Source organism: Superficieibacter electus (assembly GCF_002915575.1).
Classification (GTDB): Bacteria; Pseudomonadota; Gammaproteobacteria; order Enterobacterales; family Enterobacteriaceae; genus Superficieibacter; species Superficieibacter electus.
Genome location: NZ_PQGD01000026.1, coordinates 1 through 25,293, shown reverse-complemented (window position 1 = coordinate 25,293; position 25,293 = coordinate 1). Strand labels below are relative to the sequence as shown.

27 protein-coding genes and 1 pseudogene are annotated in these 25,293 nt (G+C 49.8%); 19 read left to right on the top strand and 9 right to left on the bottom strand.

All coding sequences use genetic code 11. The annotated features are described in order from the left end of the window. Positions 1-8 precede the first annotated feature (8 nt). The 5 genes from CHU32_RS23650 to CHU32_RS23630 are packed head-to-tail and all read right to left on the bottom strand — an operon-like array spanning position 9 to position 5,022. A complete protein-coding gene (locus CHU32_RS23650; RefSeq protein ID WP_011152965.1) occupies positions 9-965 on the bottom strand; it encodes an HpcH/HpaI aldolase/citrate lyase family protein in 957 nt (318 codons plus the stop codon). Then, positions 965-2,044: a cysteine protease StiP family protein gene (locus tag CHU32_RS23645; RefSeq protein WP_001585166.1), complete on the bottom strand. Its 1,080-nt coding sequence runs from the start codon at positions 2,042-2,044 to the stop codon at positions 965-967. The genes CHU32_RS23650 and CHU32_RS23645 overlap by 1 nt, the downstream gene beginning before the upstream one ends. Position 2,045: 1 nt before the next feature. Further along, complete coding sequence (locus CHU32_RS23640; protein ID WP_001040058.1) at positions 2,046-2,819, bottom strand: HAD family hydrolase; 774 nt, start codon at positions 2,817-2,819, stop codon at positions 2,046-2,048. Next, complete coding sequence (locus CHU32_RS23635) at positions 2,812-3,954, bottom strand: phosphoribosyltransferase domain-containing protein (RefSeq protein ID WP_103678502.1); 1,143 nt, start codon at positions 3,952-3,954, stop codon at positions 2,812-2,814. Before CHU32_RS23635 ends, CHU32_RS23640 begins: the two co-directional genes overlap by 8 nt. A 9-nt stretch (positions 3,955-3,963) precedes the next feature. Next, positions 3,964-5,022, bottom strand: a complete 1,059-nt coding sequence (locus CHU32_RS23630; RefSeq protein WP_012695441.1) for an ATP-grasp domain-containing protein — start codon at positions 5,020-5,022, stop codon at positions 3,964-3,966. A gap of 320 nt (positions 5,023-5,342) precedes the next feature. Between CHU32_RS23630 and CHU32_RS23625 the strand changes: the two genes are divergently transcribed. From CHU32_RS23625 to CHU32_RS23585, 8 genes are all read left to right on the top strand, one after another. Continuing rightward, a complete protein-coding gene (locus CHU32_RS23625) occupies positions 5,343-5,924 on the top strand; it encodes a tellurium resistance-associated protein TerZ (RefSeq protein WP_000254137.1) in 582 nt (193 codons plus the stop codon). Beyond that, complete coding sequence (locus tag CHU32_RS23620) at positions 5,924-7,081, top strand: TerD family protein (protein WP_001054786.1); 1,158 nt, start codon at positions 5,924-5,926, stop codon at positions 7,079-7,081. Before CHU32_RS23625 ends, CHU32_RS23620 begins: the two co-directional genes overlap by 1 nt. 22 nt (positions 7,082-7,103) lie before the next feature. Continuing rightward, complete coding sequence (locus CHU32_RS23615) at positions 7,104-7,559, top strand: tellurite resistance TerB family protein (protein ID WP_000007449.1); 456 nt, start codon at positions 7,104-7,106, stop codon at positions 7,557-7,559. 22 nt (positions 7,560-7,581) lie between these two features. Beyond that, on the top strand, positions 7,582-8,622 hold the full coding sequence (terC, locus tag CHU32_RS23610; protein ID WP_000255079.1) for a tellurium resistance membrane protein TerC: 1,041 nt from the start codon (positions 7,582-7,584) through the stop codon (positions 8,620-8,622). 48 nt (positions 8,623-8,670) lie between these two features. Continuing rightward, on the top strand, positions 8,671-9,249 hold the full coding sequence (gene terD / locus CHU32_RS23605; protein WP_000116680.1) for a tellurium resistance membrane protein TerD: 579 nt from the start codon (positions 8,671-8,673) through the stop codon (positions 9,247-9,249). A 68-nt stretch (positions 9,250-9,317) separates the two neighbouring features. Beyond that, positions 9,318-9,893, top strand: a complete 576-nt coding sequence (locus tag CHU32_RS23600; RefSeq protein ID WP_000301247.1) for a TerD family protein — start codon at positions 9,318-9,320, stop codon at positions 9,891-9,893. A 428-nt stretch (positions 9,894-10,321) separates the two neighbouring features. Beyond that, the gene (locus tag CHU32_RS23590; protein ID WP_001053340.1) at positions 10,322-11,563 is read left to right on the top strand and encodes a vWA domain-containing protein; all 1,242 of its coding nucleotides are present in this window, start codon (positions 10,322-10,324) and stop codon (positions 11,561-11,563) included. 90 nt (positions 11,564-11,653) lie between these two features. Continuing rightward, entirely contained in the window at positions 11,654-12,109 is a 456-nt protein-coding gene (locus CHU32_RS23585) for a hypothetical protein (protein WP_000374058.1), read from the top strand. 240 nt (positions 12,110-12,349) lie between these two features. Here the strand turns inward: CHU32_RS23585 and CHU32_RS23580 are convergent, their stop codons facing one another. Both CHU32_RS23580 and CHU32_RS23575 read right to left on the bottom strand, forming a co-directional pair. Beyond that, entirely contained in the window at positions 12,350-12,541 is a 192-nt protein-coding gene (locus CHU32_RS23580) for a DUF7706 family protein (protein ID WP_000398479.1), read from the bottom strand. Positions 12,542-12,632: 91 nt separating this feature from the next. After that, a complete protein-coding gene (locus CHU32_RS23575; RefSeq protein WP_001151572.1) occupies positions 12,633-12,974 on the bottom strand; it encodes a hypothetical protein in 342 nt (113 codons plus the stop codon). A gap of 625 nt (positions 12,975-13,599) precedes the next feature. Between CHU32_RS23575 and CHU32_RS23570 the strand changes: the two are divergent. Together CHU32_RS23570 and CHU32_RS23565 are read left to right on the top strand one after the other, a co-directional pair. Beyond that, a pseudogene (locus CHU32_RS23570) lies at positions 13,600-13,820 on the top strand (type I restriction-modification system subunit M N-terminal domain-containing protein); the annotation flags it as partial. A gap of 140 nt (positions 13,821-13,960) precedes the next feature. Then, the gene (locus CHU32_RS23565) at positions 13,961-14,215 is read left to right on the top strand and encodes a hypothetical protein (RefSeq protein ID WP_000880375.1); all 255 of its coding nucleotides are present in this window, start codon (positions 13,961-13,963) and stop codon (positions 14,213-14,215) included. Between the two features lie 2 nt (positions 14,216-14,217). On the opposite strand, the gene CHU32_RS23560 is transcribed toward CHU32_RS23565, so the two are convergent. Both CHU32_RS23560 and CHU32_RS23555 read right to left on the bottom strand, forming a co-directional pair. After that, positions 14,218-16,257: an ATP-dependent helicase gene (locus CHU32_RS23560; protein WP_000166877.1), complete on the bottom strand. Its 2,040-nt coding sequence runs from the start codon at positions 16,255-16,257 to the stop codon at positions 14,218-14,220. After that, positions 16,254-17,240: a competence protein CoiA family protein gene (locus CHU32_RS23555; protein WP_000211823.1), complete on the bottom strand. Its 987-nt coding sequence runs from the start codon at positions 17,238-17,240 to the stop codon at positions 16,254-16,256. The genes CHU32_RS23560 and CHU32_RS23555 overlap by 4 nt, the downstream gene beginning before the upstream one ends. Before the next feature lie 920 nt (positions 17,241-18,160). Here CHU32_RS23555 and CHU32_RS23550 point away from each other — a divergent pair. The 9 genes from CHU32_RS23550 to CHU32_RS23505 all read left to right on the top strand — a co-directional run. Beyond that, complete coding sequence (locus tag CHU32_RS23550) at positions 18,161-18,553, top strand: hypothetical protein (RefSeq protein ID WP_000341066.1); 393 nt, start codon at positions 18,161-18,163, stop codon at positions 18,551-18,553. Positions 18,554-19,211: 658 nt separating this feature from the next. Then, positions 19,212-19,868 carry a trypsin-like serine protease gene (locus CHU32_RS23540; protein WP_000462754.1) on the top strand — a complete coding sequence of 219 codons (657 nt, stop codon included), beginning with the start codon at positions 19,212-19,214 and terminating at the stop codon, positions 19,866-19,868. A gap of 202 nt (positions 19,869-20,070) precedes the next feature. Continuing rightward, positions 20,071-20,568 (top strand): membrane protein, encoded by a 498-nt coding sequence (locus tag CHU32_RS23535; RefSeq protein WP_000340139.1) that lies wholly within the window; start codon positions 20,071-20,073, stop codon positions 20,566-20,568. 4 nt (positions 20,569-20,572) lie between these two features. Further along, on the top strand, positions 20,573-21,961 hold the full coding sequence (locus CHU32_RS23530; RefSeq protein WP_012695445.1) for a hypothetical protein: 1,389 nt from the start codon (positions 20,573-20,575) through the stop codon (positions 21,959-21,961). A 400-nt stretch (positions 21,962-22,361) separates the two neighbouring features. Further along, positions 22,362-22,655 carry a helix-turn-helix transcriptional regulator gene (locus CHU32_RS23525; RefSeq protein WP_012477377.1) on the top strand — a complete coding sequence of 98 codons (294 nt, stop codon included), beginning with the start codon at positions 22,362-22,364 and terminating at the stop codon, positions 22,653-22,655. A 4-nt stretch (positions 22,656-22,659) separates the two neighbouring features. After that, the gene (locus tag CHU32_RS23520) at positions 22,660-23,985 is read left to right on the top strand and encodes a type II toxin-antitoxin system HipA family toxin (protein ID WP_000088044.1); all 1,326 of its coding nucleotides are present in this window, start codon (positions 22,660-22,662) and stop codon (positions 23,983-23,985) included. A 60-nt stretch (positions 23,986-24,045) separates the two neighbouring features. Further along, positions 24,046-24,252 (top strand): hypothetical protein, encoded by a 207-nt coding sequence (locus CHU32_RS23515; RefSeq protein WP_000134171.1) that lies wholly within the window; start codon positions 24,046-24,048, stop codon positions 24,250-24,252. Between the two features lie 100 nt (positions 24,253-24,352). After that, entirely contained in the window at positions 24,353-24,763 is a 411-nt protein-coding gene (locus tag CHU32_RS23510) for a hypothetical protein (RefSeq protein WP_000985909.1), read from the top strand. Between the two features lie 12 nt (positions 24,764-24,775). Next, the coding region (locus CHU32_RS23505; RefSeq protein WP_072203509.1) for a hypothetical protein at positions 24,776-25,293 on the top strand (518 nt) is incomplete at its 3' end.

The window sequence follows — 25,293 nt, the reverse complement described above, 5'->3', positions numbered from 1 at the left end:
TGATTTCCTTAATGATGCTGGGTCACGGTAAGTAATCTGATTCCATCAGCGCTTTGCTCGTTCTGTAACCCATAAAAACGAGCTCTGTCCAGAATGCCAGCCGCCCAGCGGCGATGTGTGGCGGGTTCACACATTGCTCCCTGCGACTTAAACACGGCCTGGGTAGAGTTCAGGATCCGCAGAGCGTCAGAATACTCACCCTGAGTGACCATCAGCGCGTTTTGAATGACCTCTATCTGACCCGGGTGAATGGCCGTTTTCCCAACAAGCCCATGTGCCATATCAAGAGCCAGCTCTCTGGCCATAACGGCATGATCGTCAATATGCTCACATACGGGCGCGGTCAGGGCAAAATCACGCGGGCCGAAGACTGAAACGAGCATTTTGATGACGTAGCCCATCGGGCTGTCATACAGCGTCAGGTCCCGGGGGCGGCGAAGCGACACAACGTTCATAAGATCGTTGCCGCCGATTCGAAGCGCAATAATGCGGTCGTGGCAGGGATGTTCCACCAGGCGAGTGGCCAGCTCGCGCATCTGAACCACGTCAAAGACGTCTTCTGTTTCCAGCGTTGGCATCATGCACAGGTGAGTCCCGCCCATGATATCCCACCATTCAGCTAACGAACTGAGGGTAAATTTCGGCAACACAAACCCATCGACAGCGGAAAGATCATAATGCGCTTTTAACCATCTGCCCATTTCGGCATGCCGAGGGCGAATGAACACCAGAGGCCAGTCATTTTTACCCAGGCTACGCATGCTGTTACTGAGCTCGTGCAGCAGGTGCTCCAGATTTTTGAGGGCGATGGGGATGTCTGCTTCACTGACAGCATCCTCCAGGCAAATCACCAGAGAGCGCAAACCCGGGATTTTCCCGTGCAGGACGGCATCAGCAATATCTTCCCGTGTTGCAGGCATGTATAGCGTGGCTCCCAGATTCCAGGGAGAAAGACGATTTTTCATCAGAGTACCTTCTTGATAATGGTTACAGCCCGATACTGGCCGAGGGTTCCCCCCATTTCTGTAACAACTATTCCCTTTTCACGAGCAAGCCCTACAAGCAAGGCAACGTCCGGGTCGTCAATAGAACGCACAAATACATGGTCCGGTACCCGACGTAATACAGCCCGGGTTGCTTCAGCAATACCGGGTTTAATACGATTGACGCTGTCCACTTTAAATTCATCGGCCAGGAACGCGATAACGTCGCGACTTGTCTGCCATAAGACCCGGGCTGACTCCATATTCCAGCTCAGGGTAGCGAGGGATGACGGGGTTAACTTCTTACGGAAATGGGCGACGGTATCGACAAGCATCCGGCTGCATTCGAATTCACTGAGATGCTCGCAAACCATGCACCCATGTAATCCTTCAGAGGACCATACTGACCGGGAGATCAGGCCTGATACCGGCGCACCCATGATGCCAAAAGGAATGAGCCAGTCATCATCACTGGCTGCAAGCCAGGAGCAGCCACAGGGATCGGCCAGGACAACCAGTCGCGGCTGCTCAGGATAGCCCGGGCGATCTTTCAGTGCGCGTACAAGCTCTCCGGTAATTGCGCCTTTACCTGTCCATCCGTCAACAAAGACAATACCGCTGGTACCATGGCGCTCTTCAATGACGTCGAGGGCTGCACCGTCAATTCCACGATCCCGGATAATGCTGATACCGTAATGCCATGAGGTTTTCCCCATGTCACGCAGGGCCTGGTGCAGCATAACGCCGAGCGGCACGCCAGCTCTGACGAGACTGGCCAGTACAATGGGCTCATCACCGAAGCGTTCGGCCAGAGCAATAGCGAGCTGTGTGACTTCTTTTGCAAGTCTCTCTGCGCCCCGATCCAGCGCCCGGTGAAACAAATCAAGATGCCATTGTGTTGGCGCTGGCTCCTGACTGAGCATGTCCGAATAATGTTTCTTCCCTGACTGAATCAGCTCTTCTTTTTGCTCAACCGGCGTCATCTCAATGACTACCGGCTTTAGCAGAAATTCCACGTCACCGGGCTGGTATGAGCCGGTAAATGTGTCATGTGGCTGCATTTTAATTTTCTCCAAAAATTCGCTGTGAAATGGCATCTGCAAACTGACTCTGACGCGGGATGCCAAACCAGCTGCACAGTTTCATAAAACGATGATCGCTCAGGCTGTCGCCCAGACCAATTACGGGGAAGACTCCGCGTTCAGCCCGAAGTTTTTCAAGAAGCCATCTGACTGCCAGCCCTTTCTCAACCGCGGTGGGAAGCCAGGCCACGTTATTACTGTTGCGGTGGATGTAGAAGCCCTCGGTCGGAAACACCGTTTCTATCTCATCTGCAATGGCATTGAGCTCGTCAAGGCGGGTGCTGTCGCGGTGCTTCATCACCATATAAACCGCCGTTTCACCGTATTCGAAGTTCAGCCTTGCCCAGGCATTGATCCCTTTTGCGTCCATCATTTCAGTGATCAGACGCTGCATCGATGTCAGCTTTTCCTGATAGGGAGCCAGCTGGCCGAGCATATGGGCCTTCCACTCCTCGTCGGGTTTGCCTTCTGGCGTGAGAATGACGGCCCCGTGAGTGGTGATTGCCCAGGAGTGGAAAGGGATCCGTACGCGGCTGATTTCTTCAGTTCCCCGTGCGGTAACGGGTATGAGTTCAGCCTGCTCCAGGAGCCAGTCCACCAACATGGACTGTTCTTCCGTCATAAAGCTTCGTGGATTCAGGGTGCGATCAACGGCACCGGTACGGAATGGCTCCAGGGCCAGCTCGTCCACCATTTTACGACGGGTCTGAAAGAGCGTGTCGTCAAGGTCGCTCAGAACAACGGGTTTATTCATAGGTAACAATCTCCACGACGGCCGCAACCTCAGCCAGCGCTTTAAGAAGCTGCGTGTCAATACTTTCTGCGGGTGTCTCAGTACACACAAGAATGCGGTCAAACTGCTGGTGGGCGACGTTATAGACAAAATTGGGGATGCCCAGCCCGTAGTTATCCGTAAAGGAAATGGCGGACTCAATGGCATAACCAACGGCGATAGGGGAGCGGGTGGTCGATCCATAAAATGCCTGTGCTCCGGCAGCTTCGAGCCGTTCAGCAAGCAGGAACGGCTCCCAGACGAATTCCCCGGTCCCGAGAACCAGAATACGTTCCCCCTTGTGGACGGAGACCTCATGGCCGAGATCGGCCGCAGGTGCGAGCATCCCCAGTCGGCCCCAGGACTGTTTTCCCTGGATGTCCCATTCTCCTCGTGAAGTTACGTTGACTTTCGGCATGTCCGGGACAGGTGCATCAGGTAATGGGGTCCATCCCCACTGACCGCTTACAAGAGAAACCGAAGTGACTGGTAAGGTGCTGCGCTCGGACAAGGCTTTGCCACTCCAGTCGGTAAGCGTAACGGCTATAACCTGTTCAATATGTTGAAGCTTGCCGGTATTACGCAGGGCTGAAAGCAGGTTAATAAAGGTATTACCGGTGGTTGCCTCGTCATCAATCAAAACCAGCGTTCGTGCGTTGGTAACACGACGTCTTTTCTCTTCATCATCTGGCAGATAGATCAGATGATCGGTGGCGTGGCTGTGTTCTTCCTTGAACTCGCAAAGCAACGTGCCATCAACCGGGTGACGGGTAGAGGTCAGATAGACAGATTCAGGATGCTGGTGGCGCACTTCATCAAATACACCGGCCCCAAGCCCAACGGCGGTTTCAGCCATACCGATAAACAGTACGGGTCCTGTCAGTGTCGAGGGGAACTGGCTGGCAAGCTGTCTGTAGGCCTGCCGCATGACTGAGGGTGGCACGGGAATGTGCCTGCCGAGTACTTTGCTGACAAACAGAAAGGCGCGTTTCGGGTTACGTCTTTCAGCGATGTCAAACAGGTCATCGAGCGAAACTTCACCCTGGTCGCGGGTTACCTGAATCGTACCGCATGAGAGGGTACGGCGATAAATCATATCTTCGAGGATATCAGACATAAATACGCCTTAATTCAGAAGGTTAGAGAGTGATTCCGGGTATGCAATTACATCCGTAATGGATCTCACCGCAACCGGAGAAAAGGTGTTTTTAGCGCTCTGGCGCACCATATCTTCAGACATCAGACCGAGCTTAAAGGCAGCAAATAACCCAGGAAGGTTCACCCCGCTGTGAAGGGTATAACCCACCCCCCCTGACGGACGCATGTTGGTTTCAAGCAGCACCGGGTTGCCATTCACATCGTTTCGCGTCTGAACATTCACCAGCCCGTCGGCCTTCATAACCCTGGCGCAGTCACACGCCAGTTCCCAGGCGCTTCCTTCGTTTACCAGATACTGGATAACCCCTTCCTTACGGCGTCCCACGGCTGCGAGTATTTCGCCCTTATCCGCGAGGATATCGACGGAAAATTCCGGGCCTGGCAGGTACGGCATCAAAACAAGGGGTTTAAACGACTCAGCAGCTGATGCTGCTGCAATATACTGTTGCGGACTGACCAGACGATGTTCGGGATGATTAAAGACGGCCATAGGCGAAGCACTGTCATCAAAGCGCCAGAATCCCATGCCATAGATACCCGTCACCGGCTTCACGCATACCGGGCTGTCAGTGAACGGCGGGGCCGCGAGGTGTGTTTTTAATTCTGCCAGCGTATTCACCCGCCAGGATGGTACGACCGGGAGACCCTTTTGCTCCATAAACTGAGCAAAAGTAACTTTTTCGTCAGCCAGAGTTAACCAGTCGACGCCCGTTGCACCGGTAGTAAGGGTGGCACCGGTCGATTCAATGGCTGAACGGTGTTCTTCAAACCACTGGCTGTTACGGCCAGTATGAATATGGTGGATGCCGTAGGACTGAATGGTTTCCTGGATAAACTGAAGACGTTTTTGAGGATCTTCAGGTTCAGTCAAAGAATAGTCGGCAACGGAAAGGATTTCATTTCTTTCGTTACGGTGGGAGGCAAAAACGGTAATGGCAAAATTATTTTTTTTTGCAAATGATTTTACCCCCTGAATAATATCTCGCTGGGAGGATAAACCTTCCATAAACCAAATTTTCTTGTTCATTTTTTTTAATTATCCGGAACGCCATGCAAATTTATGATTGAGAAGTGAGTCTATGAGTGTCTAAGCTACATGTCAATCATAATATGATTAATAACTCCTGTGGTTATGGAGTGCGTCAGGTTTTTTGGATTCCTGATAACACATTGATATTTAAATTAAACTTAGAAAATTAACACCCTGAAAAGGATTTCTTTTTGTGTTTTTACAGAAAACTACCAAAATTTCCCTTGTCAGAGAACTTCATCATGATATGATTTTCTTCGTCAGTTACTAAATATACCTTTGATTGTCTCGGTCATTACCATTTTAAGGAATAAAACATGGTTTCATTAGTTAAGAACCAGACGGTATCACTCAGCAAAGAATCATCTGCATTAAGCCAGCTTCATTTCGGTCTCGGTTGGGATCCGGTTAAGAAAAAAGGTCTTCTTGGAGGATTGTTTGGAGGCAACGACTCAATCGATCTCGATGCTGGCTGCGTATTAATGGACAGCACCGGTAAAACAATTGACACCATCTGGTTCCGCAAACTGGAATCCACCTGCGGCGCTGTTGTGCACAGTGGCGATAACCTGACCGGTGAAGGTGACGGTGACGATGAGGTGATTAATGTCAACCTCTCCCGACTGCCTGCAAACGTTGAATACCTGGCGTTTACGGTAAACAGCTTCCGTGGTCAGTCGTTCAATGACGTCGAAAACGCGTTCTGCCGCGTTGTCGATCAAACCGGCAAAGAGCTGGCTCGCTACAAGCTGACTGAGCAGGGCTCACATACCGGGATCGTTATTTCTTCGCTGCGCCGTAATAACGGCAACTGGGACTTTACCGCCCTTGGCCATGCCTGTCGCGGCCGCACAATTGACGATATGCACTCCGATATCGTTTCAGCGGTTATTCGCTAATGAACCTGACGCCGGGGGGCAATGCCCCCGTTCCAGCCCAGGAGTTGCGGGTCCGGATCACCTCGGGCGGCCAGGTGGATGCTTCGGCGTTTCGCCTGTATGCCGACGGGAAGGTGCAGGGTGATGCGGACATGGTGTTTTATGGTCAGCCACGTAACGATGATGGTACCGTCAGCCTGGTCAGTGAAGGCCAGTACTCAACCTTTACTGTCGCGCTCAACCGGCTGAAACCTGATGTCCAGAAAATTGCGTTCACCGTGACCTGTGACGGTGGGCAGACGGTGTCCGGTCTTCGTAATCTTTCCATCGACGTGGAGCAAGGGGCTACCGGCCTGGTTAGCGGCAGTGTCGAACTGAGCGGCCGTCAGGAAGCAGCCTTAATTCTGGGTGAATTTTACCGTCGTAATAATGACTGGAAATTCCGCTTCGTTGCGCAGGGGTTCAACGGTGGACTTAAACCGCTGGCAGAGCATTTCGGCGTAAATATTGCCGACGAACCGGCTCCCGCAGCCCCGACTCCTCCGGTTGTAACCCCTCCGCCAGTTGAGACAAAAATCAGCCTGAGCAAGGTATCGCTGACAAAAGAGAAGCCTGCAATCAGCCTGACCAAACGGGATAACTTCGGTGAAATCCGGATCAACCTGAACTGGCACCGGGGCAGCGGCAAATCAGGCTTTGCAGGCATGTTCGGCTCCAAAGGAATCGACCTGGATCTGGGGGCCTTTGTTGAGCTTCAGGACGGGTATAAATCGGTCATTCAGGCGCTCGGTAATGCATTCGGTGATTATCGCGATGAACCGTATGTTCAGCTCAAGGGCGATGACCGGACGGGTGATGTATCAGACGGCGAGTGGCTGCATATCAATGGACGTGAATGGAAGCATATCCGCGAAGTGCTGATTTACGCCTTTATTTATGAAGGTGTTCCCAGCTGGGACAAGACTGATGGTGTGGTCACCATTCATGTGCCGGATCAACCGCCCATTGAGACCCGCCTGACCGAAGGTGAAAACCGTCGCACATTGTGCGCCATTGCCAGACTCGTAAACGAAAACGGCGCAATTAAAGTCGAGCGAATTAACCAGTACTTCAAAGGCCAGGACGAAATGGACCGGGCATTTGGCTGGGGATTTCGCTGGAGCGCCGGTTCTAAATAACACAGCAACAAAGGAAACAGGTATGAGCTTTTTCGACAAAGTTAAAGGTGCCATTAACTCAGGCCGTGACGAACTGACCCGCCAGGTTGGCCGTTTCAAAAACAAAAAATTCATGCAGGGCACCGTTGCTGTATGTGCCCGTATTGCCGTATCGAGTGACGGCGTAAGTTCGGAAGAAAAGCAGAAAATGATGGGCTTTCTGCGCTCTTCAGAAGAGCTGAAGGTCTTCGATACCAATGAGGTGATTGAGTTCTTCAATAAACTGGTTTCAAGCTTCGATTTCGATGTTGAAATCGGCAAGGGCGAAACCATGAAATACATCCTGGCGCTGAAAGATCAGCCTGAGGCCGCTCAGCTGGCCTTACGTGTTGGTATTGCCGTTGCGAAAAGTGACGGTAACTTCGATCAGGACGAGAAACTGGCCTCCCGCGAGATCGCTATCGCGTTGGGCTTCGACCCGGCTGAATTTGGCCTCTGATCCACATCCCTAAGGGTAAAATATGGTTTCCACACACATCGGCTTCCCGACTGAAACGGTCATTGTTTTTATTGCGCTTTCAGTCGGTGCCATCTTTATTGACCTGTTTATGCACCGTGATGACAAGCCTATTTCGCTGAAGAGTGCGGCGCTCTGGTCCGTATTCTGGGTTGTGGTTGCGATGGCATTTGCCGGTTTCCTCTATATCCACCACGGTGCTGAGGTTGCCAGTCTGTTTGTCACGGGTTATGCGCTGGAGAAAGTGCTGTCGGTCGATAACCTGTTCGTCATGATGGCCATCTTCTCCTGGTTCGCCGTTCCGGATCGTTATCGCCACCGTGTTCTCTACTGGGGGATCATTGGTGCCATTGTCTTCAGGGGCATCTTTGTCGCCATCGGTACGAGCCTGCTGAGTCTGGGGCCGTATGTTGAAGTTGTCTTCGCTATTATCGTTGCCTGGACAGCGGTCATGATGCTTAAAAGCGGTGATGACGATGATGAAATTGAGGATTACTCCCAGCATCTGGCTTACCGCATGGTTAAACGCTTCTTCCCTATCTGGCCGAAGCTCAGAGGGCATGCCTTCCTGCTTAACCAGAAGGAAGTGGATGCTGAACTGGCGAAACCAGAAAACAGCGATGTCACCATTGGCCGTGGTAAAAAAGCGGCGCTGTATGCGACCCCGCTGTTCCTGTGTGTGGCTGTGGTTGAACTCTCGGACGTAATGTTCGCGTTTGACTCGGTACCGGCAATCATTGCCGTCAGTCGTGAACCGCTTATCGTCTATAGTGCCATGATGTTTGCTATCCTGGGCCTGCGTACTCTGTACTTTGTCCTTGAGGCACTGAAACAGTACCTGGTTCATCTGGAGAAGGCCGTTATCGTGCTGCTGTTCTTCATCGCGGCAAAACTCGGCCTGAATGCGACCGATCACATCTGGCATCATGGTTACAGCATCGCGGCAACAACCAGCCTGTATGTTGTACTGGGTGTACTGGCGCTGGGCATTCTCGCAAGCGTCATGTTCCCGGGCAAACCTGAATCTGAGGAAAAGGGGAGTTAATCCCCTTAAGTGTTAACCTGAACAATTACTAATCGAAGAGGTTATTTTATGAGTGTTTCTCTTTCCAAAGGCGGGAACGTCTCCCTAAGTAAAGCAGCTCCGTCAATGAAAAACGTCCTGGTGGGCCTTGGCTGGGATGCGCGTTCAACAGACGGTCAGGACTTTGACCTGGATGCTTCAGCATTCCTGCTGGCCTCAAACGGCAAAGTGCGCGGCGATTCAGATTTCATCTTCTATAACAACCTGACGTCATCCGACGGTTCCGTAACGCACACCGGCGATAACCGCACCGGTGAGGGCGATGGTGATGATGAATCGCTGAAAATTAAACTGGACGCCGTCCCGTCTGAAGTTGACAAGATCATCTTCGTTGTGACCATCCACGATGCTCAGGCTCGTCGCCAGAGCTTTGGTCAGGTATCCGGTGCGTTTATTCGTCTGGTTAATGACGATAACCAGACTGAAGTTGCTCGCTACGATCTGACCGAAGATGCGTCCACTGAGACTGCCATGCTGTTCGGCGAGCTGTATCGCCACAATGGTGAGTGGAAATTCCGCGCAGTAGGTCAGGGTTATGCTGGTGGTCTGGCATCTGTATGTGCTCAGTACGGCATTAACGCGTCCTGATCAAAAAGTAACTTTTCTACCCGGGGCTGTTAATGCAGCCCTCATTCAACTGTTTGCAGGAGCTAAAAATGGCAGTTTCTCTCGTAAAAGGCGGCAATGTATCTCTGACCAAAGAAGCACCAACCATGAATGTTGCTATGGTTGGCCTAGGCTGGGATGCCCGTGTAACCGATGGTCAGGGTTTTGACCTGGACGCTTCCGTGTTCGCAGTAGGCGAAGACGGTAAAGTGTTGTCAGATGCGCATTTCATTTTCTTCAATAACAAAACCAGCCCTGATGGCGCGGTAGAGCACCAGGGCGACAACCGTACCGGTGAAGGCGACGGCGACGATGAGCAGGTCAAAATCGATCTGACCAAAGTCTCAGCAGATATCAAAAAACTGGTGTTTGCCGTTACCATCTATGATGCAGAAGCGCGTAAACAAAACTTCGGCATGGTGAGCAACAGCTTCATGCGCGTTTACAACAACGACAACGGCACGGAAATTGCCCGTTTCGATCTGTCTGAAGATGCCTCAACCGAAACCGCTATGGTCTTCGGTGAACTGTATCGTCATGGCGCTGAGTGGAAGTTTAAAGCTGTCGGTCAGGGCTTTGCCGGTGGCCTGGCGGCTCTTGCCTCCCAGCACGGCGTTAACATCTAAAATAACGCTGAATCATACCCCGGCAATGCCGGGGTTTTTTTTGGTTGCGATCCGCTATCAGGAGGGGGGGGGCAGAAAGGGTTCGGGAATCTCAGAAAGCAGAGAGATGTTAATTCTGACGTGAGCCTTTTAAAGGCAGGAAACGGATTTTTCTCTGGTTGCTGGTTAAAGCCTGTATTCCGTGCCTTATATCAACAGCATGCCCCTCTGATATATGTTACGTTTGCGACTTATGAAGGCACGGGTTCTGGAAGATAAAATACCCGACCAATGGAAATTCCAATTCAACAGGTATAGAAACTTCAACGTGATGAAATATGGTGTCACACCATATATACGCCTCACCAGAAATCCAGCGTCCTGAACTAAGCCAGGGGAACCTATATAAACGCTGCGCTTTAAAATAATCAAAAATCAGGAGAGTTAATGTGAATCTACAATCCGGACAAAACATACCACTTCAGCAATCTGCGATCAGGCTGAATCTTCAGTACCCTACCAAATCCGGCTTTAAAGGCGAACCCGATACCTGCCTGTTCCTGCTTAATGCTCAGGGAAAGGTCAGCGGCGATTCTGACTTTATCTTTTACAATAATCTGTCTTCTCCTGAAGGGGCAGTAAAGCTCGTTACCGGTTCTCAGCAGTCCAGCATTGAGATAGCACTGGATCGTGTTCCTGCGAACATCAGTAAAATTGCAATCACAGTTGTCATTGATGGTGAAGATACCATCAGTGGGCTCAGTTCGTTGAGCATGCAGGCTCAAGGAATCGCTGAGTTCCAGGCTGAGACTCAGGGCCGCAGTGAGAAAGCAATTATCCTGGGTGAAGTATATCGGCACAATGGCGCCTGGAAGCTTCGTGCGCTCGGGCAGGGTTTCAACGGTGGTCTTGAGCCTCTGGCCATTAGCTATGGCGTTGATGTCGCACAGCCAGCTCCGCAGCCAGCAAAGCCTGCTCGTATCAGTCTGGAAAAGAAACTGGAAACCAGATCTCCGCGCCTTGTAAGCCTCGCTAAAAAAGCCTCGGTCAGTCTTACTAAAAATAAACTGGACACCCTTGAGGCAGCGGTTGCATTTGTACTTGACGCATCCGGCTCAATGAGTGGCCAGTTCAGTAAGGGTAACGTTCAGTCTGTGCTGGACCGCATCGCCGTTCTTGCCGCCCAGTTCGACGACGACGGTGAAATGGATGTCTGGGGATTTGGAGAGAAGCATAAGAAGTATCCAAACGTCACACTGGACAACCTGGACACATATATTCAGTCCATTCGCGGGGCTGGAAAGCGTTCAGCCTGGGAGAACCTGCCGGGCCTCGGAGGGACAAACAACGAGCCTCCTGTGATGGAAGAAATAGTCGACTACTTTAAGGACTCGAAAATCCCGGTGTATGTTGTATTTATTACCGATGGCGGGATCAGCAAGACCCGGGCGATTAAAGATGCAATCCGGCGTTCTGCCAACTACCCCATCTTCTGGAAGTTTGTCGGCCTGGGTGGTTCAAGCTACGGTATCCTCAAAAATCTGGATGACTTTACTGACCGCCGGGTTGATAACACCCACTTCTTTGCCATGGATGATTTCGGTTCGATTAGCGATGAAAAGTTATATGATAATCTACTGGAAGAATTCAGACCGTGGATCGATGAAACAAAAAGGTTAGGCATCCTTTAATACGCACAGTTTGAGCTTGGTTGAATGAGCTCTACAGCAGCTTAATACTGTAGAGCCTTTGTTCATTGGAAATCGTACAGGGAGGCGCATATGGACCGCATCAAGTACCTGAAATGGATAGCTGAAGAATCACCAAGTACGGCTCAGCAGCTGGTGGCCTGGTTAAACAGAGCAAGGCACTATACGCCCGACATGAAAGAGCATCAGGCAGGTGTACAGATTCAAGAAAAGGGGATTGTTGTAGGGCTTAGACAAAGTACTAATCGTTATCATGGAGATTGTCTGACCATACATGTGGTACGGCTTCCGGAAGAAATACAAAACAAGGGATGGTTTAAGTCTTTTCTGAAGCTTTGCTGTGAATCGAATCCCTGGTGCGATGTTGTAATAGAAGACGTGAAAAACCCATATTTATTAAGCTTTTGTAAGAAACTAAACTTTACTGTATTAGATGAATTTTACCCGAATACTTACATAGTAAACACAGATGCCATTATGAGTTTACCTATCCCACCCTTAGGGAGATACGAAACCTATCTTTATTAAACCTGCGAACCTTTACCGGTTGCGTGGGGAGCGGATGGACTTCGGCTAAAGAAAAATCACATCGTCTATTTTGACCAGAAAAAGCTAATCTGCTTGATGTAATGCAGAAACGCATTACATTAATATCTTCTCCCAACAATCACCTGAACAATTCCCTGATTGCTTTTCACCTCATACCAGTGCTGGCTCATAGTTAGTCCTTAAGCAAATTTGTTATCGGAATAAAGAACGAAGCCAGCCTCATCGAGGCGCATAACCTTCTTCCCTTAACGCCTGTTGTAATTTTTCAATTGCGCTTTTCATTACCCAGGCTTCTTCGTCACTCACAGCACAGCCACGAAGATCGCTCCAGCTCAGACGTTTAACTAATTGAGCAAGGGCCATAGTTTCATTCTCATCAAGCTGCAAACTCAGTGTCTCAATACCTTCCACTATCTAACCTCCCTTATACTGAAAAATGGCGCTTTATTTCTGACCAGATGCCGAAGCCTTGAATGCGGCCGGAACTGCCGTTGTTTCTACTTTACAGAAATGGAATTAAAAAGTGGTGGTGCTGGGCACGTTTCTTTTCCAGTCGGGGTTTAAGCCAGAGCCGAAACTCATTCAACTTCTCAGCAGCCAAAACCGCTTCAACGGGGAAAACTTTATATTTACCCTGCTGCTGAGGTTCACCCAACCATCGCCTGATGGCTCCGTCAGTCCATAAACGAGTCTCTTTGAGCCTGGTTACAGTGACCCATTTCCTGGACCATTCATCAAATTGTCGCTGGCGATCCCGATAACGTTGTTCTTCCTGCTGACGAAGCCAGTCACGATCAACAGCGAATTTTCGGTATCCAACAAAGAGCCCTTGTACTTTGGCCATGACAACATTCCGGTTTGCTTAGAACTGTTCAGACAGACATGTCAGGGATAAAGCTGAAGAAAAAGGTACAACGAAGAATAACCAAGACATAGGCCTGCCGGGTAAGTGGTGCGGTGCACAGGACTGTCGGAAAGTACGCTCAGAGAGGGTCGTTTAAGCATGATGCACCACCGCCAGCCAGCCTTAATAATGGTAATGTACCACTGGGTTACCAGACAGACCAGTAACGCATCAAACATAAAACTGTTTTTTAAAAAACGTCAGGAACGTAGCCTGACCTTTTAACCAGTGGTGTAAAAAACATACAGATTGCTCTGAGGTATGAGGTTCAGCAACTAGCCTTGTCGACGCAGAAACATTAAGTAATCAATAGCAGCTATCGCAAACAATGGTGAAAACCACCACGTGCTTTTCAACAAGCCAAGCGGCAGAAAGAGTACAGTTGCCATCGAATAAACAAAAACACGAACCATACCATCTGTAATAAACATAGGCTATTTGCAATCTGAGGTTGGATTGTAGATTTTAGTTAGAAATGGATCAAAGTCCGTTTTGTGCAAAACTTGGTTGACAACCCTCTTTTGGAAGATGTGCCGTTTCGTGCAAAAGTTGGTTGGAGGCCAAGATGGCAGAGTTCGTAGGTTCGGCTGCTTCGCAAGCTGATTTCATTTGGAAGAACGCGGAAGACCTGTGGGGGGGGATTTCAAGCATACCGACTTCGGCAAGATCATTTTGCCGTTTACTCTGCTGCGTCGATTGGAGTGCGCACTGGAGTCTACACGGGAAGCATCGCTCGATAGCCAACCAGCCACGATTGAGTTCTTAGAAGCAGAGTTCAGTGTTGATTTCGATGCGCTGCTATCTTGACCGCCAATCAGACCCGCATGGTTCAGGTTTGTGTATGAGAGTCCCCAAATGGCTGTAGTTCTAACCAAAGCCTTGATTGAAGCCGGCCGCGCCGGAAATAGTGGGTACAGAAAAGGCAGTTGCTTGCGCTGGGCGTAAGTTACCCGCCGAAAAGCGGCTGGATCGAACGACTGATCGGCACTGAGGTATCTGACGAGCAGTACGAACGCTTTCTGGGGCACAGCACGAGCAAGCAGGCTGAACAGATCCTACGCGGAGAGCAGCCAGCCAAGGGGCTTCAGTATGCAAAGCGAGCGAAGAAGCTCGCTTCTGAAAGAAAAGCCACAATTGATCTGGATAACGAGCACCTGTCTGAAATCGAAAAGTATCGGTAGCCCTAGACTTTTAGCCGCTGAAGATCTCTTAGATACCATTGGTGAAACTTGCTGAAGTCAGCCTTCTGTTTCTCTACCGTGCTGTTATAGATCGCATCACTGGTAACCGCACAAGCAGTCCAGCCAGCCTCATAGACGAAGCGAGTAGCTATCGGTGACTTCTTCGGGGTGCTATCCCAGCGGTTTTTGAGCCACCGCGCAAGCCCTTCATCAAGAGGGACCACCAGATTTAGCTGCTGTTTTGTGCGAGTGATACCGACATAAAACAGCCGACGTTCCTCCTCGATTTCCTCTTCGGCCGGAGGGGTGTTCATCGATGTGCGAACGCTGTAAACATCATCGGGTTTGCCGCCAGGAAATTCCTGCTCATTCAGCCCGATCAGTATTACGTTATCCCACTCCAGCCCCTTGGAACCATGCAGTGTGGAAAGGATGAAGGGATCGCAGTCAGTAGCAGCCTCGCCTGGATTCAAGATAAGGTTTAAAAACGTGCGGGAATCGATCTTACTGGAGTCAAGTAGCTCCCCGATCCTCACGACCCCTCGTTGCTGGTCGTTCGATCCAGTGCGAGTTACACCCTCAGAGCCAACACTATCAATGAAACCCTCCATACTCAGGCGTCGTAACACATCGATAGCAGGCGTTTCCTCTCCGTCTTTCTGGCAGATAGTGGCGAGCCTGCCCAGCCGATCTTTTTGGTATTGTGCGCCCTCGAATAACTGACCTAGAGCAGACCATAGGTCGGCGTGCGGAGCCATCAATCCACTGAGCGCCGCTTTGAATTGCCCTTTCTGCCATCTAAAACCAGCCTCCTTCAGAAAGCCGTAAACAATCGCTTGTTTGTTGGGATGGTTTTCCAGTAGCCGCAGATCGCCGTACACAGACAGCAAGACGCCAACTACCAGTATCCCGATTTCGGTGCGGGTGTGTAATGCGCTTGAACCATTGAGGTAGCGATAAGGTAGCCCACACAGGCGTAAAGCAATTTCCGCCTCAGCAAGGTTCGCCTTAGTGCGGGACAATATGGCTTGTGTTCCACTGCTCACCGAGAGGTTTGATAGCACCTTGGATAGGCAGTTATCAAAGTGCAATCTGACCTCTGTTTTGGGGGTGCTAGGATGACTGACACAAAGCTTGGTCAGCTTTGTAGAGTTGCGCCGAATTACCGAGTTAGCCATCAAGGAAAGCTCATGGCCAAATCTGAACGTGCATGACAGTTGAAACACCTTCGTATTCGGGTAGTGCCTTTCAAACAGTCCGCCGATAAAGTCTGGTCGAGCACCACGCCACTCATAAATACACTGGTTAACATCACCAACAGCCATAACCGACGTATCCGACTTAGATAGCAAGCGGGTCATGTCATGCTGTATCAGGTTAACGTCCTGATATTCATCAACAATGATGTGCTTGAAGTGGGCACCAAGGCTGCTGTCATTACGCAACAGTGCGACAGCCTCAATCAAACAGTCATCAAAGGTTCGCAGACTGTTTTCCTCCAGCAGCTCACAATAGCGGCCATAGGCGTGAATAAACTCCCGTTTGATGTTGCTGAACGTTGGATCATTGGCAGCATCAACAGGAGTTACGGCCGCCGCCCGGCAGCGAGCAATAAACAGCTCGAAGTTTTCAATTTCATTGGGGTCAATATAATTCGCCTCATGGTCAAAGCCATAGCGGTAGGCTTGCTTTACCAGTTGCTCATAGCGGTAGTCGCTTGGAGTAATGAGGTCTTTCTTCTTGATTATCTGTTGGCGTTCTCCGTAACCAACAATCTTTAAGGCCAAGCTGTGGAACGTGCGGATTTCTGGAATCACGCTCGACATCAGTGCCGTCTTCAAGTTCTCCGTGAAGCTCACCTGCGCCGACTTGTTGTACATCAGGATCAGAATGGAGCGAGGATCAGTTCCCGTCTTGACCAGCCGCTCAACGCGCTTTACAAGTGTGGTTGTTTTCCCGCTACCAGGTACGGCTTTTACCAACGCATGTCCGGTGTCATGGCTGACAATACTTTTCTGCTCCCAAGTCAGTCTTTTGGTCATGCCTTAACCTTGTAATTGGCGCACTGACGGGCCTCGGTGTAGGGAACGATCTTTGCCTTACTGTGACATTGCAGATAGCCATCCTCCCATCGGCCTGCTTGCTCGCACATAATGCAGTTGGGAAATAGTGAATGAGGATCGGCGTGACGGATAAAAGCTCGTAAGTTATCAGCCAGCTCAGCGGCCCCTAACGATCTAGGCCATGTGTTCACGTCAGAATTGATTGTTAAATCCACTTCAGCGAGCGGCATCGTTTGTTCGTTGAGTCGGCCGGAACCACTTAAACTCCAGACAGACATATCCACGTTACCTACTGAGCAGACGCCGCTACAGGTGTCCACAGATTGAAACGGGGGAAGCCAGTTGAATACTCTCAGGATCTTCTCCTTGATCGAGTAGGCCCCGGTAAGCAACATCTGAATATCAGAGGCAGATTGGACCTTAAACTCAAGAATCGGGATACCGGCTTCGATCTTGTCTTGAGAGCAGGGGTGTGTGACACAAATCTCTACGTAGCAACGCCTTTCGCCAGTCGTATCATACAACATCACGTCTGGTCGCAGCCCTGTGACCTTATCGTGTTTTTCCAGCTCTGCCTGATCGAAAAATTGAGTCAAGTTGTAGCGTGCAGGCACGGATTTTACGCACTGACGTGCTTCGTCTCTAACCAAGGCTAAACGAGAACCATTACAGGCAACCCGGCGCTCCAGCTCAAGGCTAATAGGCATTTCACGGCTGAGAGCTTGTTGGTAGCGATAGAAGAATGCTTCTTTGCCGCACTTGTGAAGATAGGTTTCAAGGGCACAGCATTCTTCCGAATGGCGAAAGTGCTTAGCGTTGAACTCGCCCATTACCGGGGTCAGGGGGCTCTTACAACCTGGGCAGGTGTAAGTATGTGAGCGCAGGGCAGCGCCAATGTGCGTGAGGGTGCCCTCGCCGTCTAGCGCGTAAGCGTATTGTATTGAGCTGGATTGAGTTGTCATGACTGCGTATCCTCCCAAAAAAATCCAGCTAAGAACAGACCTTACGGCAGGCAAATGGTAAGTAGTGCTTCTTGAAGCAGTCGAGTGTACAGCGGCTCAGTGAAAAAGCTAATCGCCCGCTCAACAACCTAGTGATACTGGTGCAGATTCGACAATGAGTTAATGCCCGGAGAGCATCTGCAAGACTTCTAGCTGGAAGGCATTCCAACCAGCCCTCGCTTCTGAAAAGCCGTCAGGAAACGGTAAAATCCAACCAAGTGAGCAACTTCACTTGATCAAAGATCTAAGGCTAGAATGATGGAATTCCAACCTTAGTTTGCAAATAGCCTAAACATATAACTTCCTCTGAGGATTTAAAAGAATTCTCAGATGTCTTGAAAGCTACTTTTTAAACTTTCTCATTCTGAGAAGCATATTTAATTTTGCTGCGTCTGCTCGTGCTGCTGCTACAGAAAGGGCTTTATGCAGTGAAACTACCACGACAAACAAACAGAACATCGACCAGAATCCATCCATTTCGTTTACCTAATCGTTGAGGTTTTTATTCGGGATATCTGGCTAAATAGGACTACACAGATACCCAGTTAAACCCCCCGCTTACATAACACTCCGGTTCCTCACCAGACGTTTTATTCTATCGCGGTCTGTGGTTATCAGAAGCTGCATAAACCGGTTATTTAGTCCGTTACGCGAAAATTATTGAGGATCCGGGCTGTTAAACTGTTCTTCCTCTTTCGCTTCCGGAGAAAAGGGGAGGTGTCACCCTGCGGCCGGGTAGTGAAAGGGATTTGACGTAATTCAGGCGAAGGGCGAACAAGACCGCAAAGGACGCCCGGGCGACCGGATACCTGCCGGGTTGTGCGAAGTAAAAACCGGAAGCAGTGATAACACAAACAGGCCCCTACAGCGTAAGGATTGTGATGGACGATAAAGAGCAATTTACGAATCTTGTGGCAAAGCATGCCTCCGGACTCACCGAAGAGCAGCTGGCCGGTTACGATGCCTGTTCCCTGGATGGTGAATGCGTCACGCCTTCATACGAGGTTTTCCGGGGGTATCGTACCCGCCATACCCTGGATGAATTTCTGGAGATGGCCATATCGCTGAATGCCATCCACCCGGATGAATATTTAACGGATATGCTGCTTAAGCCTCATGAGGTGATCGGCGCTCTGGCCGATGAAGGCGACCAGCTGAACAACGCCACCCCGGTTTATTTCTTCCCGGATACCGGCGTCTATGCAGCGGCCGTCAGTGAAACCCGGGTGCTCGATGCCTGGCTTTGCTGGCCATGCTACCCGGCGAACTGGTAACGCGGCCGTTGGAATTGCACCGGCAGGATACGAATTTAACCGACCCCGTGGCGGGAAGGTTATCACAATTGCATGTCCTCATCCCTCAAGCCCCCTGCCAGGCCCTAACGTGCTGTCAGGCTTCGCCTGATTCCCGATCTGCGCCGGTACTTCAGCCGATAACTTTTTGTTTTCTTTTTATTTTCTCCCCATTTCCTCAAAGTTCGCGGGCGGCGTGGACAGGGCACCATTGCCGCATGTGGGGTCTTAATAAGGGCAGGGTGGTCAGGTTTGCTCGATGCCGGGGGTAGGCCCTACCCTTTATGGGATGAGGACATGCAATTCACTAAATTAATCGACAGCACCGGTGGTGACTTATCTGTAACGGGTCAGTTTTGATACGGGGAATGTTTCAGGGTTAAGATCTGGAATCATAAAAATATACGCTCCCGTTCAGGACATACGACTTGAAATGGATAATGCCATTAAAGGAATTCCAGCCTTTCGTCGATAACAGTTTCTGACCATCGCCATAACCATGTCATGGAGGAGACTAACCGTGTTTCAGAGGTGAGCTGGTGCCTGGCAAAACATACAAACTCAAATATCAGGAAGCGAGTTTAGTTGTTTATAACATGCAGCCGTGTAACTGATTAGGTACCGGCAAAAGGAGGAAATAATGTTTGAAAACTACGTTTGTAAAATCTATGTAAGCAATGATCCTCATTTTAGTAGCCATCTCGAAGCAACTGCGTTTGGTTTCGATAATGGTCAGCAGCAAAAGATTCTCACCGCAGCCCATGTTGTTACCAATGCTCTTGGAAAAATTTATCCCGTCAGCAATACACTTAAACTTTACGTCAAATTTCTTAACCATCAAGGACTGGTGAACGAAGAGCCTGTTCTAGTCGATTTCATTCTCAATGAGGCTAATGACAGGGCAGACTTTAAAGACGGCATTCCGTTTGTTGACAGTGCAGAAATCGTATTACCAGCTGGAATACAACAGCCTGTAAGTAGTTACTTTAAGGTCCTGGCTCCCGCAGCTGGCATGGGTACATTGGGTGTCGGATATCCAATGAATGAGACAACAATTTCGACATTCCCTGGTGAAGTTTCAGGCATTTGGCCTTTAAATTGCTCAAATCATTCTCCCCAACATCTCACAACTCGCTTTGTAATAGCACATTTCAACACCGATGGTTGCTCTGGTGGACCCTATGTCGTCTCCGAGAATGACGAGCATTTTGTCATTGGAAGTCTGGTTGGAATAATGTCTGGAACCTGCCCAGATTCAAATCCACACATGTCTGTTCAGTCCGCTACTGATTTTTAGCAAAGTCAGTTCCAAAATGACGCTGGCACGATAGTTATTTTGGGTCTGCCCGATATGGCGTCTGCCCTTACTAACAGCAACAGCATTGAAACTGACAAACATGAACTCGAAAGTGCCACAATAGTAAGTCATGATTTCTTCATCACTTTTATGGTGCTCTTTTTCACCTATCACACAGCAAGTTATGAATACGAGGCCTGTAATGGACGCTACCGAAACTGAAGAGCTCGAAAAAATTCGCAAGAAGGCAATGGATGAAGTTACAAGTGCTCTTCAGGCGCTTGAAAATAAGTTCCCGGGTATTACTGAGGGCGCAGCAGCTTTGGCGGGGTCAGGCGTAGGCGCAGCGGCTTCCTTCGGTGCTCTCTATACGCTTGGTACAACGGGAGTGTCAGCAGCAGGCATAACCTCCGGGCTCGCTACAGCAGGGTCTATCGTCGGTGGCGGTATGGTTGCAGGCATTGCGGTATTGGCCGCACCTGTAGCTGTGTTAGGGATTGGCGGGTACGCGATAGTGAAACACAAAAAAAATGCGAAACTGACAGCCGCCCTTAGTCAGGCCATCCAAAAGCTCTACGAAGTTCAGGAAAGGTTGATGTCGAATGCGGAATATTTTAAGGCAGAAATTGCTGGCATCAAGGCAACAATCGACATGCTTACTAAGAAAGCTCCAAAAGGTAGCCTGGTCGCGGTGAGGTAAACACATGAGTCAGTCTCCTTATGATGATGAGTTCAGGGCCATCCGTTATATTCAGCTCCGTGGTCAGGATATCGCGAACGCTCACGAGACAATTAACAGTGATATAGAGAGCCTTAAGGCACAGTTGACCGGGCTAATCAGCGGCACTGAACTTGATGAAGCGGAGCATCTGGCGCTTAAAGAACATCATCTGCGAGAAATGACCCCTTCAGATACTGCCATGCATTCTACTGGTCTCAAGACTATATATAGCGAGGCTAACCAGCGTGTATGCGGTGATATTGGACTGGCCACAATACTCTCCACGGATGACTTGGCTGTTGTAGATGCCCGGATCCAGAATCATATTAAAGAATTTAATGATCGCTACGCACTCGACGCCTGGGATTATGCTATTGCCTGCGGATGCGGGCTCATAGCATCCATGCTGGATTTACTTTGCGTCAGAGCCCCGCCAAAACCTACGGTGAGCTTTACGGCAGAAGTGGATGGTATTTTCAATAAACAGGTGCAGAAAGCCTTCAATGCCATTTTGCCGGAGGACCTGAGTACAAAACTCTCAGATTTGTTCCCTATAGGGGCACCAGACAGTTCGATCAGCAGCGATTTAGTGGGTGCGGCCGGTGGCGTTTTGTCTCCCACAAATCACCGCTTAAGAGCTTTGTCACACGATCCCGTACTGGGCATTATTTTCGGTATAAAGGATATGCTGAACGGGACCTGTACGGTGGTTCAGAATGGACAGATCGTGGTTTATCCTTCCAGTAAAGGCGTTACAGACGAAACCAATATTTTCAGGCTCATCGCCAGAATGTTTGGACACCTGGCATCGGATGTTAATGCCCCCTCAGCAAAAGGAAACCGTGGCATGGGGTTACCGGCTCCTTTTATGGGGCTACTTCGTATGCTTGAGGGGATCCCTGTGGGGAGTTCTAACTTCGGCAAACAAATAGAGTACATGTATGTCAACGGGTATGACTTTCGTCAGTTTATCGTGACAAGTATTCCGATGAGCATAATGGAAGTTTTGATGCGGGTTTTCTATGTGGCGAAACAGGTATCGCTGGGAAAAGGAGCTTTTGGGGAGACCTTACTGGATACCATGCCGTTGCGGCTAAATCCACGCTTCCGGATGATGCTTGCCCTGGGTTATGGAACTTCCAGTGCTGTTAACGCAGGTAAAATGTATATCACCGGCAATATTCTCAATGCGAATTACGCCTCCTGGATGGGGTTGGCCTGGAATGGTTTTCACTCACTCAAGTGGTCCCTTTATCAGCGACACTTAAAGCTTTGGGCCGGTATTGAAAAGGCAGAACTGGAACGGCTTCAGAACAATATAGACAGCATCGAGGCATTGACCATCATAGCAGGAAACTTGCCAGTCAAGTAACATTCACCGGAGCACCTCCGGAACCCCATAGCCCACCAGCTGCTAAAAATGTCTGCCTTTGCTTTTAATACTCTCTCTGCCTCCTCCCCGAGGCAGAGAGTAGCTCGTAGTTATTTATACAGCTCACAACAGGGCCATAAGATACTCCGCTTCTCGTTTACCGATGATCCTGATCTGTCAGCTCTCTTACCGGATGCTGTACGAGCGTAACGGCTTATTATTGATAGTTCTCTCATATCAAACCTCATAAAGATTTATGCTGCCACTTAGTAACAGCCTAAAGGTTGTACTCTCTATTTAACAGCTTTTAGGCTGTTAATTTGATATTACAGCTTTTAGGGTGTATGTTTAGAAAACAGCGTACAAGGTGTATCAGAGGAACTACTGAGGCCAGCTTATGATCAATAATGATTACCCGTTAAACACGCTCAACCAGTTGCGTCCCTTGCTCATTGGTTTTCGCAAGGCGAATGGCCTGACGCAAAAAGACCTGTCCGAAAGGTTAGGGGTCACTCAACAGACATACTCACGTCTGGAAGCCAACCCTGCCAGTGCGAGCATTGAACGGCTATTCAAGGTGTTTTCTATCCTGGGCGTAAAAATCAGCTTCTCCTCGACAACCGCCTCTTCAGAGGGGAAGCAGACGGAAGAAATGCTTAAATCAAACTCACCTGCACGACAGGAGAAATGGTAACGATATGAGCCGGAAACAGCAGCGTCTGGCAATCTGGATGAACGGAATCAAAGTCGGATACTGGGAAAAAAGTAAAGGGGTAGACAGCTTACAATACCTTCCTGACTGGAGTGCAGACGAACAGGGAAGGCCGCTGTCATTGTCCCTTCCTTTTACTCCCGGGAACCAGGTCTGGCGTGGAAATGTGGTACGTGACTATTTTGATAATTTACTCCCGGACAGCGAAGGCATACGCAGACGTCTGGCAATGCGTTACAAGGCCGATAGCCTGGAGCCTTTTGATCTTCTGACGGAGCTGGGAAAAGACTGCGTGGGCGCGATACAGCTGCTTCATGACGGAGATGAACCCACAGATTTATATTCCGTGAAGTATCACCCGCTTACTGAATCAGAAATTGCGGCAACTTTGCGTAATACCACGGAGACATTGCTACCGGGCAGGCCAGAAGATAACGACGACTTACGTTTATCTATTGCCGGTGCTCAGGAGAAAACAGCCCTACTGTGGCATGAAGATCGGTGGTGTATGCCGGAGGGTAATACACCAACGACGCATATATTCAAGCTACCGCTCGGACTTGTGGGGAACATGAAAGCCGACATGCGCTCGTCGGTTGAAAATGAATGGCTCTGCTCGGTACTTCTCGAACAGTACGGGCTCCCCGTGGCAAGAACGCAGATTGCTCACTTTGAAGATCAGAAAGCGCTGGTGGTAGAACGTTTTGACCGAAAATGGTCAGGAAACGGACAATGGATCATTCGTTTACCCCAGGAGGATATGTGTCAGGCCCTGGGCATTTCGCCATTACGAAAATATCAGGCGGACGGCGGGCCAGGTATATCGGAAATTATGGAAGTTCTGAGTAATTCAGACCGTGCTGAGCGTGACAAAGCGCAGTTTTTTATGACGCAGATAGTTTTCTGGATGATGGCCGCAACAGATGGCCACGCTAAAAATTTCAGTATTTCTATTGGGCCACAGGGACGTTATCACCTTACACCACTCTATGATGTGTTGTCGGCATGGCCGGTGATCGGTCATGGGAACAATCAGATATCCTGGCAGAAGTGCAAACTGGCGATGGCCGTACGTGGCAGTAGCAACTATTACCAGATATATCGAATACAACGACGCCACTGGATCAGGCATGGTGAGATAACCGGCCTGAGTAAACAGCAGACAGAGGCGATGATAGAGGAAATCATCGCCAGAACCCCGGGTGTCATTGAACGTGTTAGCGGGCTTCTTCCGGACCAGTTCCCCCAGCAGCTTGCGGAAAGTATTTTTGATGGAATGAGGCAGCAATGCAGGCGCCTGGCTGAGAAATGACAGCCGCAATTTATAGTGTGCATGTTTTCAGAATAGCTGATGTAAGCGTGAGGATTCAGTATGACTGAAGAACAAAAAAGAATAGAGCGGGCTATTGAGTTGGCTTGTCGTTACGGCGGAACCGATGAAATGCATCATCTGCAATGGGTCGTGGATCAGATGGTAAGAGAACTTGCTGGAGAACGTTATGCACAGATTGTAGCAGATGCCACCAGCGGAGAAGATGGGCCTGATACTTACAAATGGAGTGTTGGGATCGCGCCTTAGCATCTGTCAGTCTGGGGATGAAAACGTACTTAACATCCAGCGAATTCCCAGACTTCACATTAAGACTAGAGTAACGGCCGCAATCACGTGAGAGAAAAAAATGGCAATTTTAGCAATCATTGCAGTTATCGCCCTGGGTGGGTACGCCTGCGGGTTTATTAAAGCCCGTGAGCTGAGCGCTTTGCGTAAAGAAATGAAACTATACGTGGATCGCATGGAAGCGGCGGAGCTGGACTTACACGCAATCAGAAGTGTAGCGGAGCACCGGTTGCACGGTGCAGGTAAACAGTTTGCCGACCTTTACAGCCGTATCGACGGTGCAACTGTGACGCTGACACCCGAAGATCAGCTGTTACTGGCAACGATGCCATTTAATATTCAGGATGTAGAAGACATCGTAAACGAGCGCGGTCCAAAGACAATTAGCGGCCGTCCATTCTGGGAAGTTGAGCCAGGCCCGCATGACTATGAATATGGCCCGCAATATCCGTATTTCCCAGACCAGCGCTAGGAAGAGATCAAGATGAGAGAGCCAAGACCCCGCCATACCTTGCAGGTCATTCGAGTGCCTTCTCTGGAGGTTCAGGATCTGGGGCTGACCAGCTTTGATAGCTGGCTTGACGAGAACGGTTATGACAAAACGAATGCCAGAAATAACCGTACCATCTGGGCGAGAGAAGGCGGATGGCATCTGAAACGTTGCAGAAATCTGGAAACTGGCACGGACGATTTCTGGTTTATCGCTTTCGATGGTAAAGGCGGAAAGATATACCCGCTGAAAACCCAAAGAGACTACCGGGCTGCATATCGTAAGCTGGAAGCAGAAGGTTATGCACCTGCGGTCATCGAGCAAATGACCACAGGCGCAGCATATAACCTGGCCTATCCACGTTCCACCCTAAAACAAGCTGAGACGGCCACCAGCGAACCAAAGCGGAAACCTGACGTAGATGGGGTCGTCTCAGAAAACGGAATCTATGGTCACTCCCGTTTTTGCAACACCGATTTTGACGACAAGTTGGCTTGCTTGAATCTATCCGG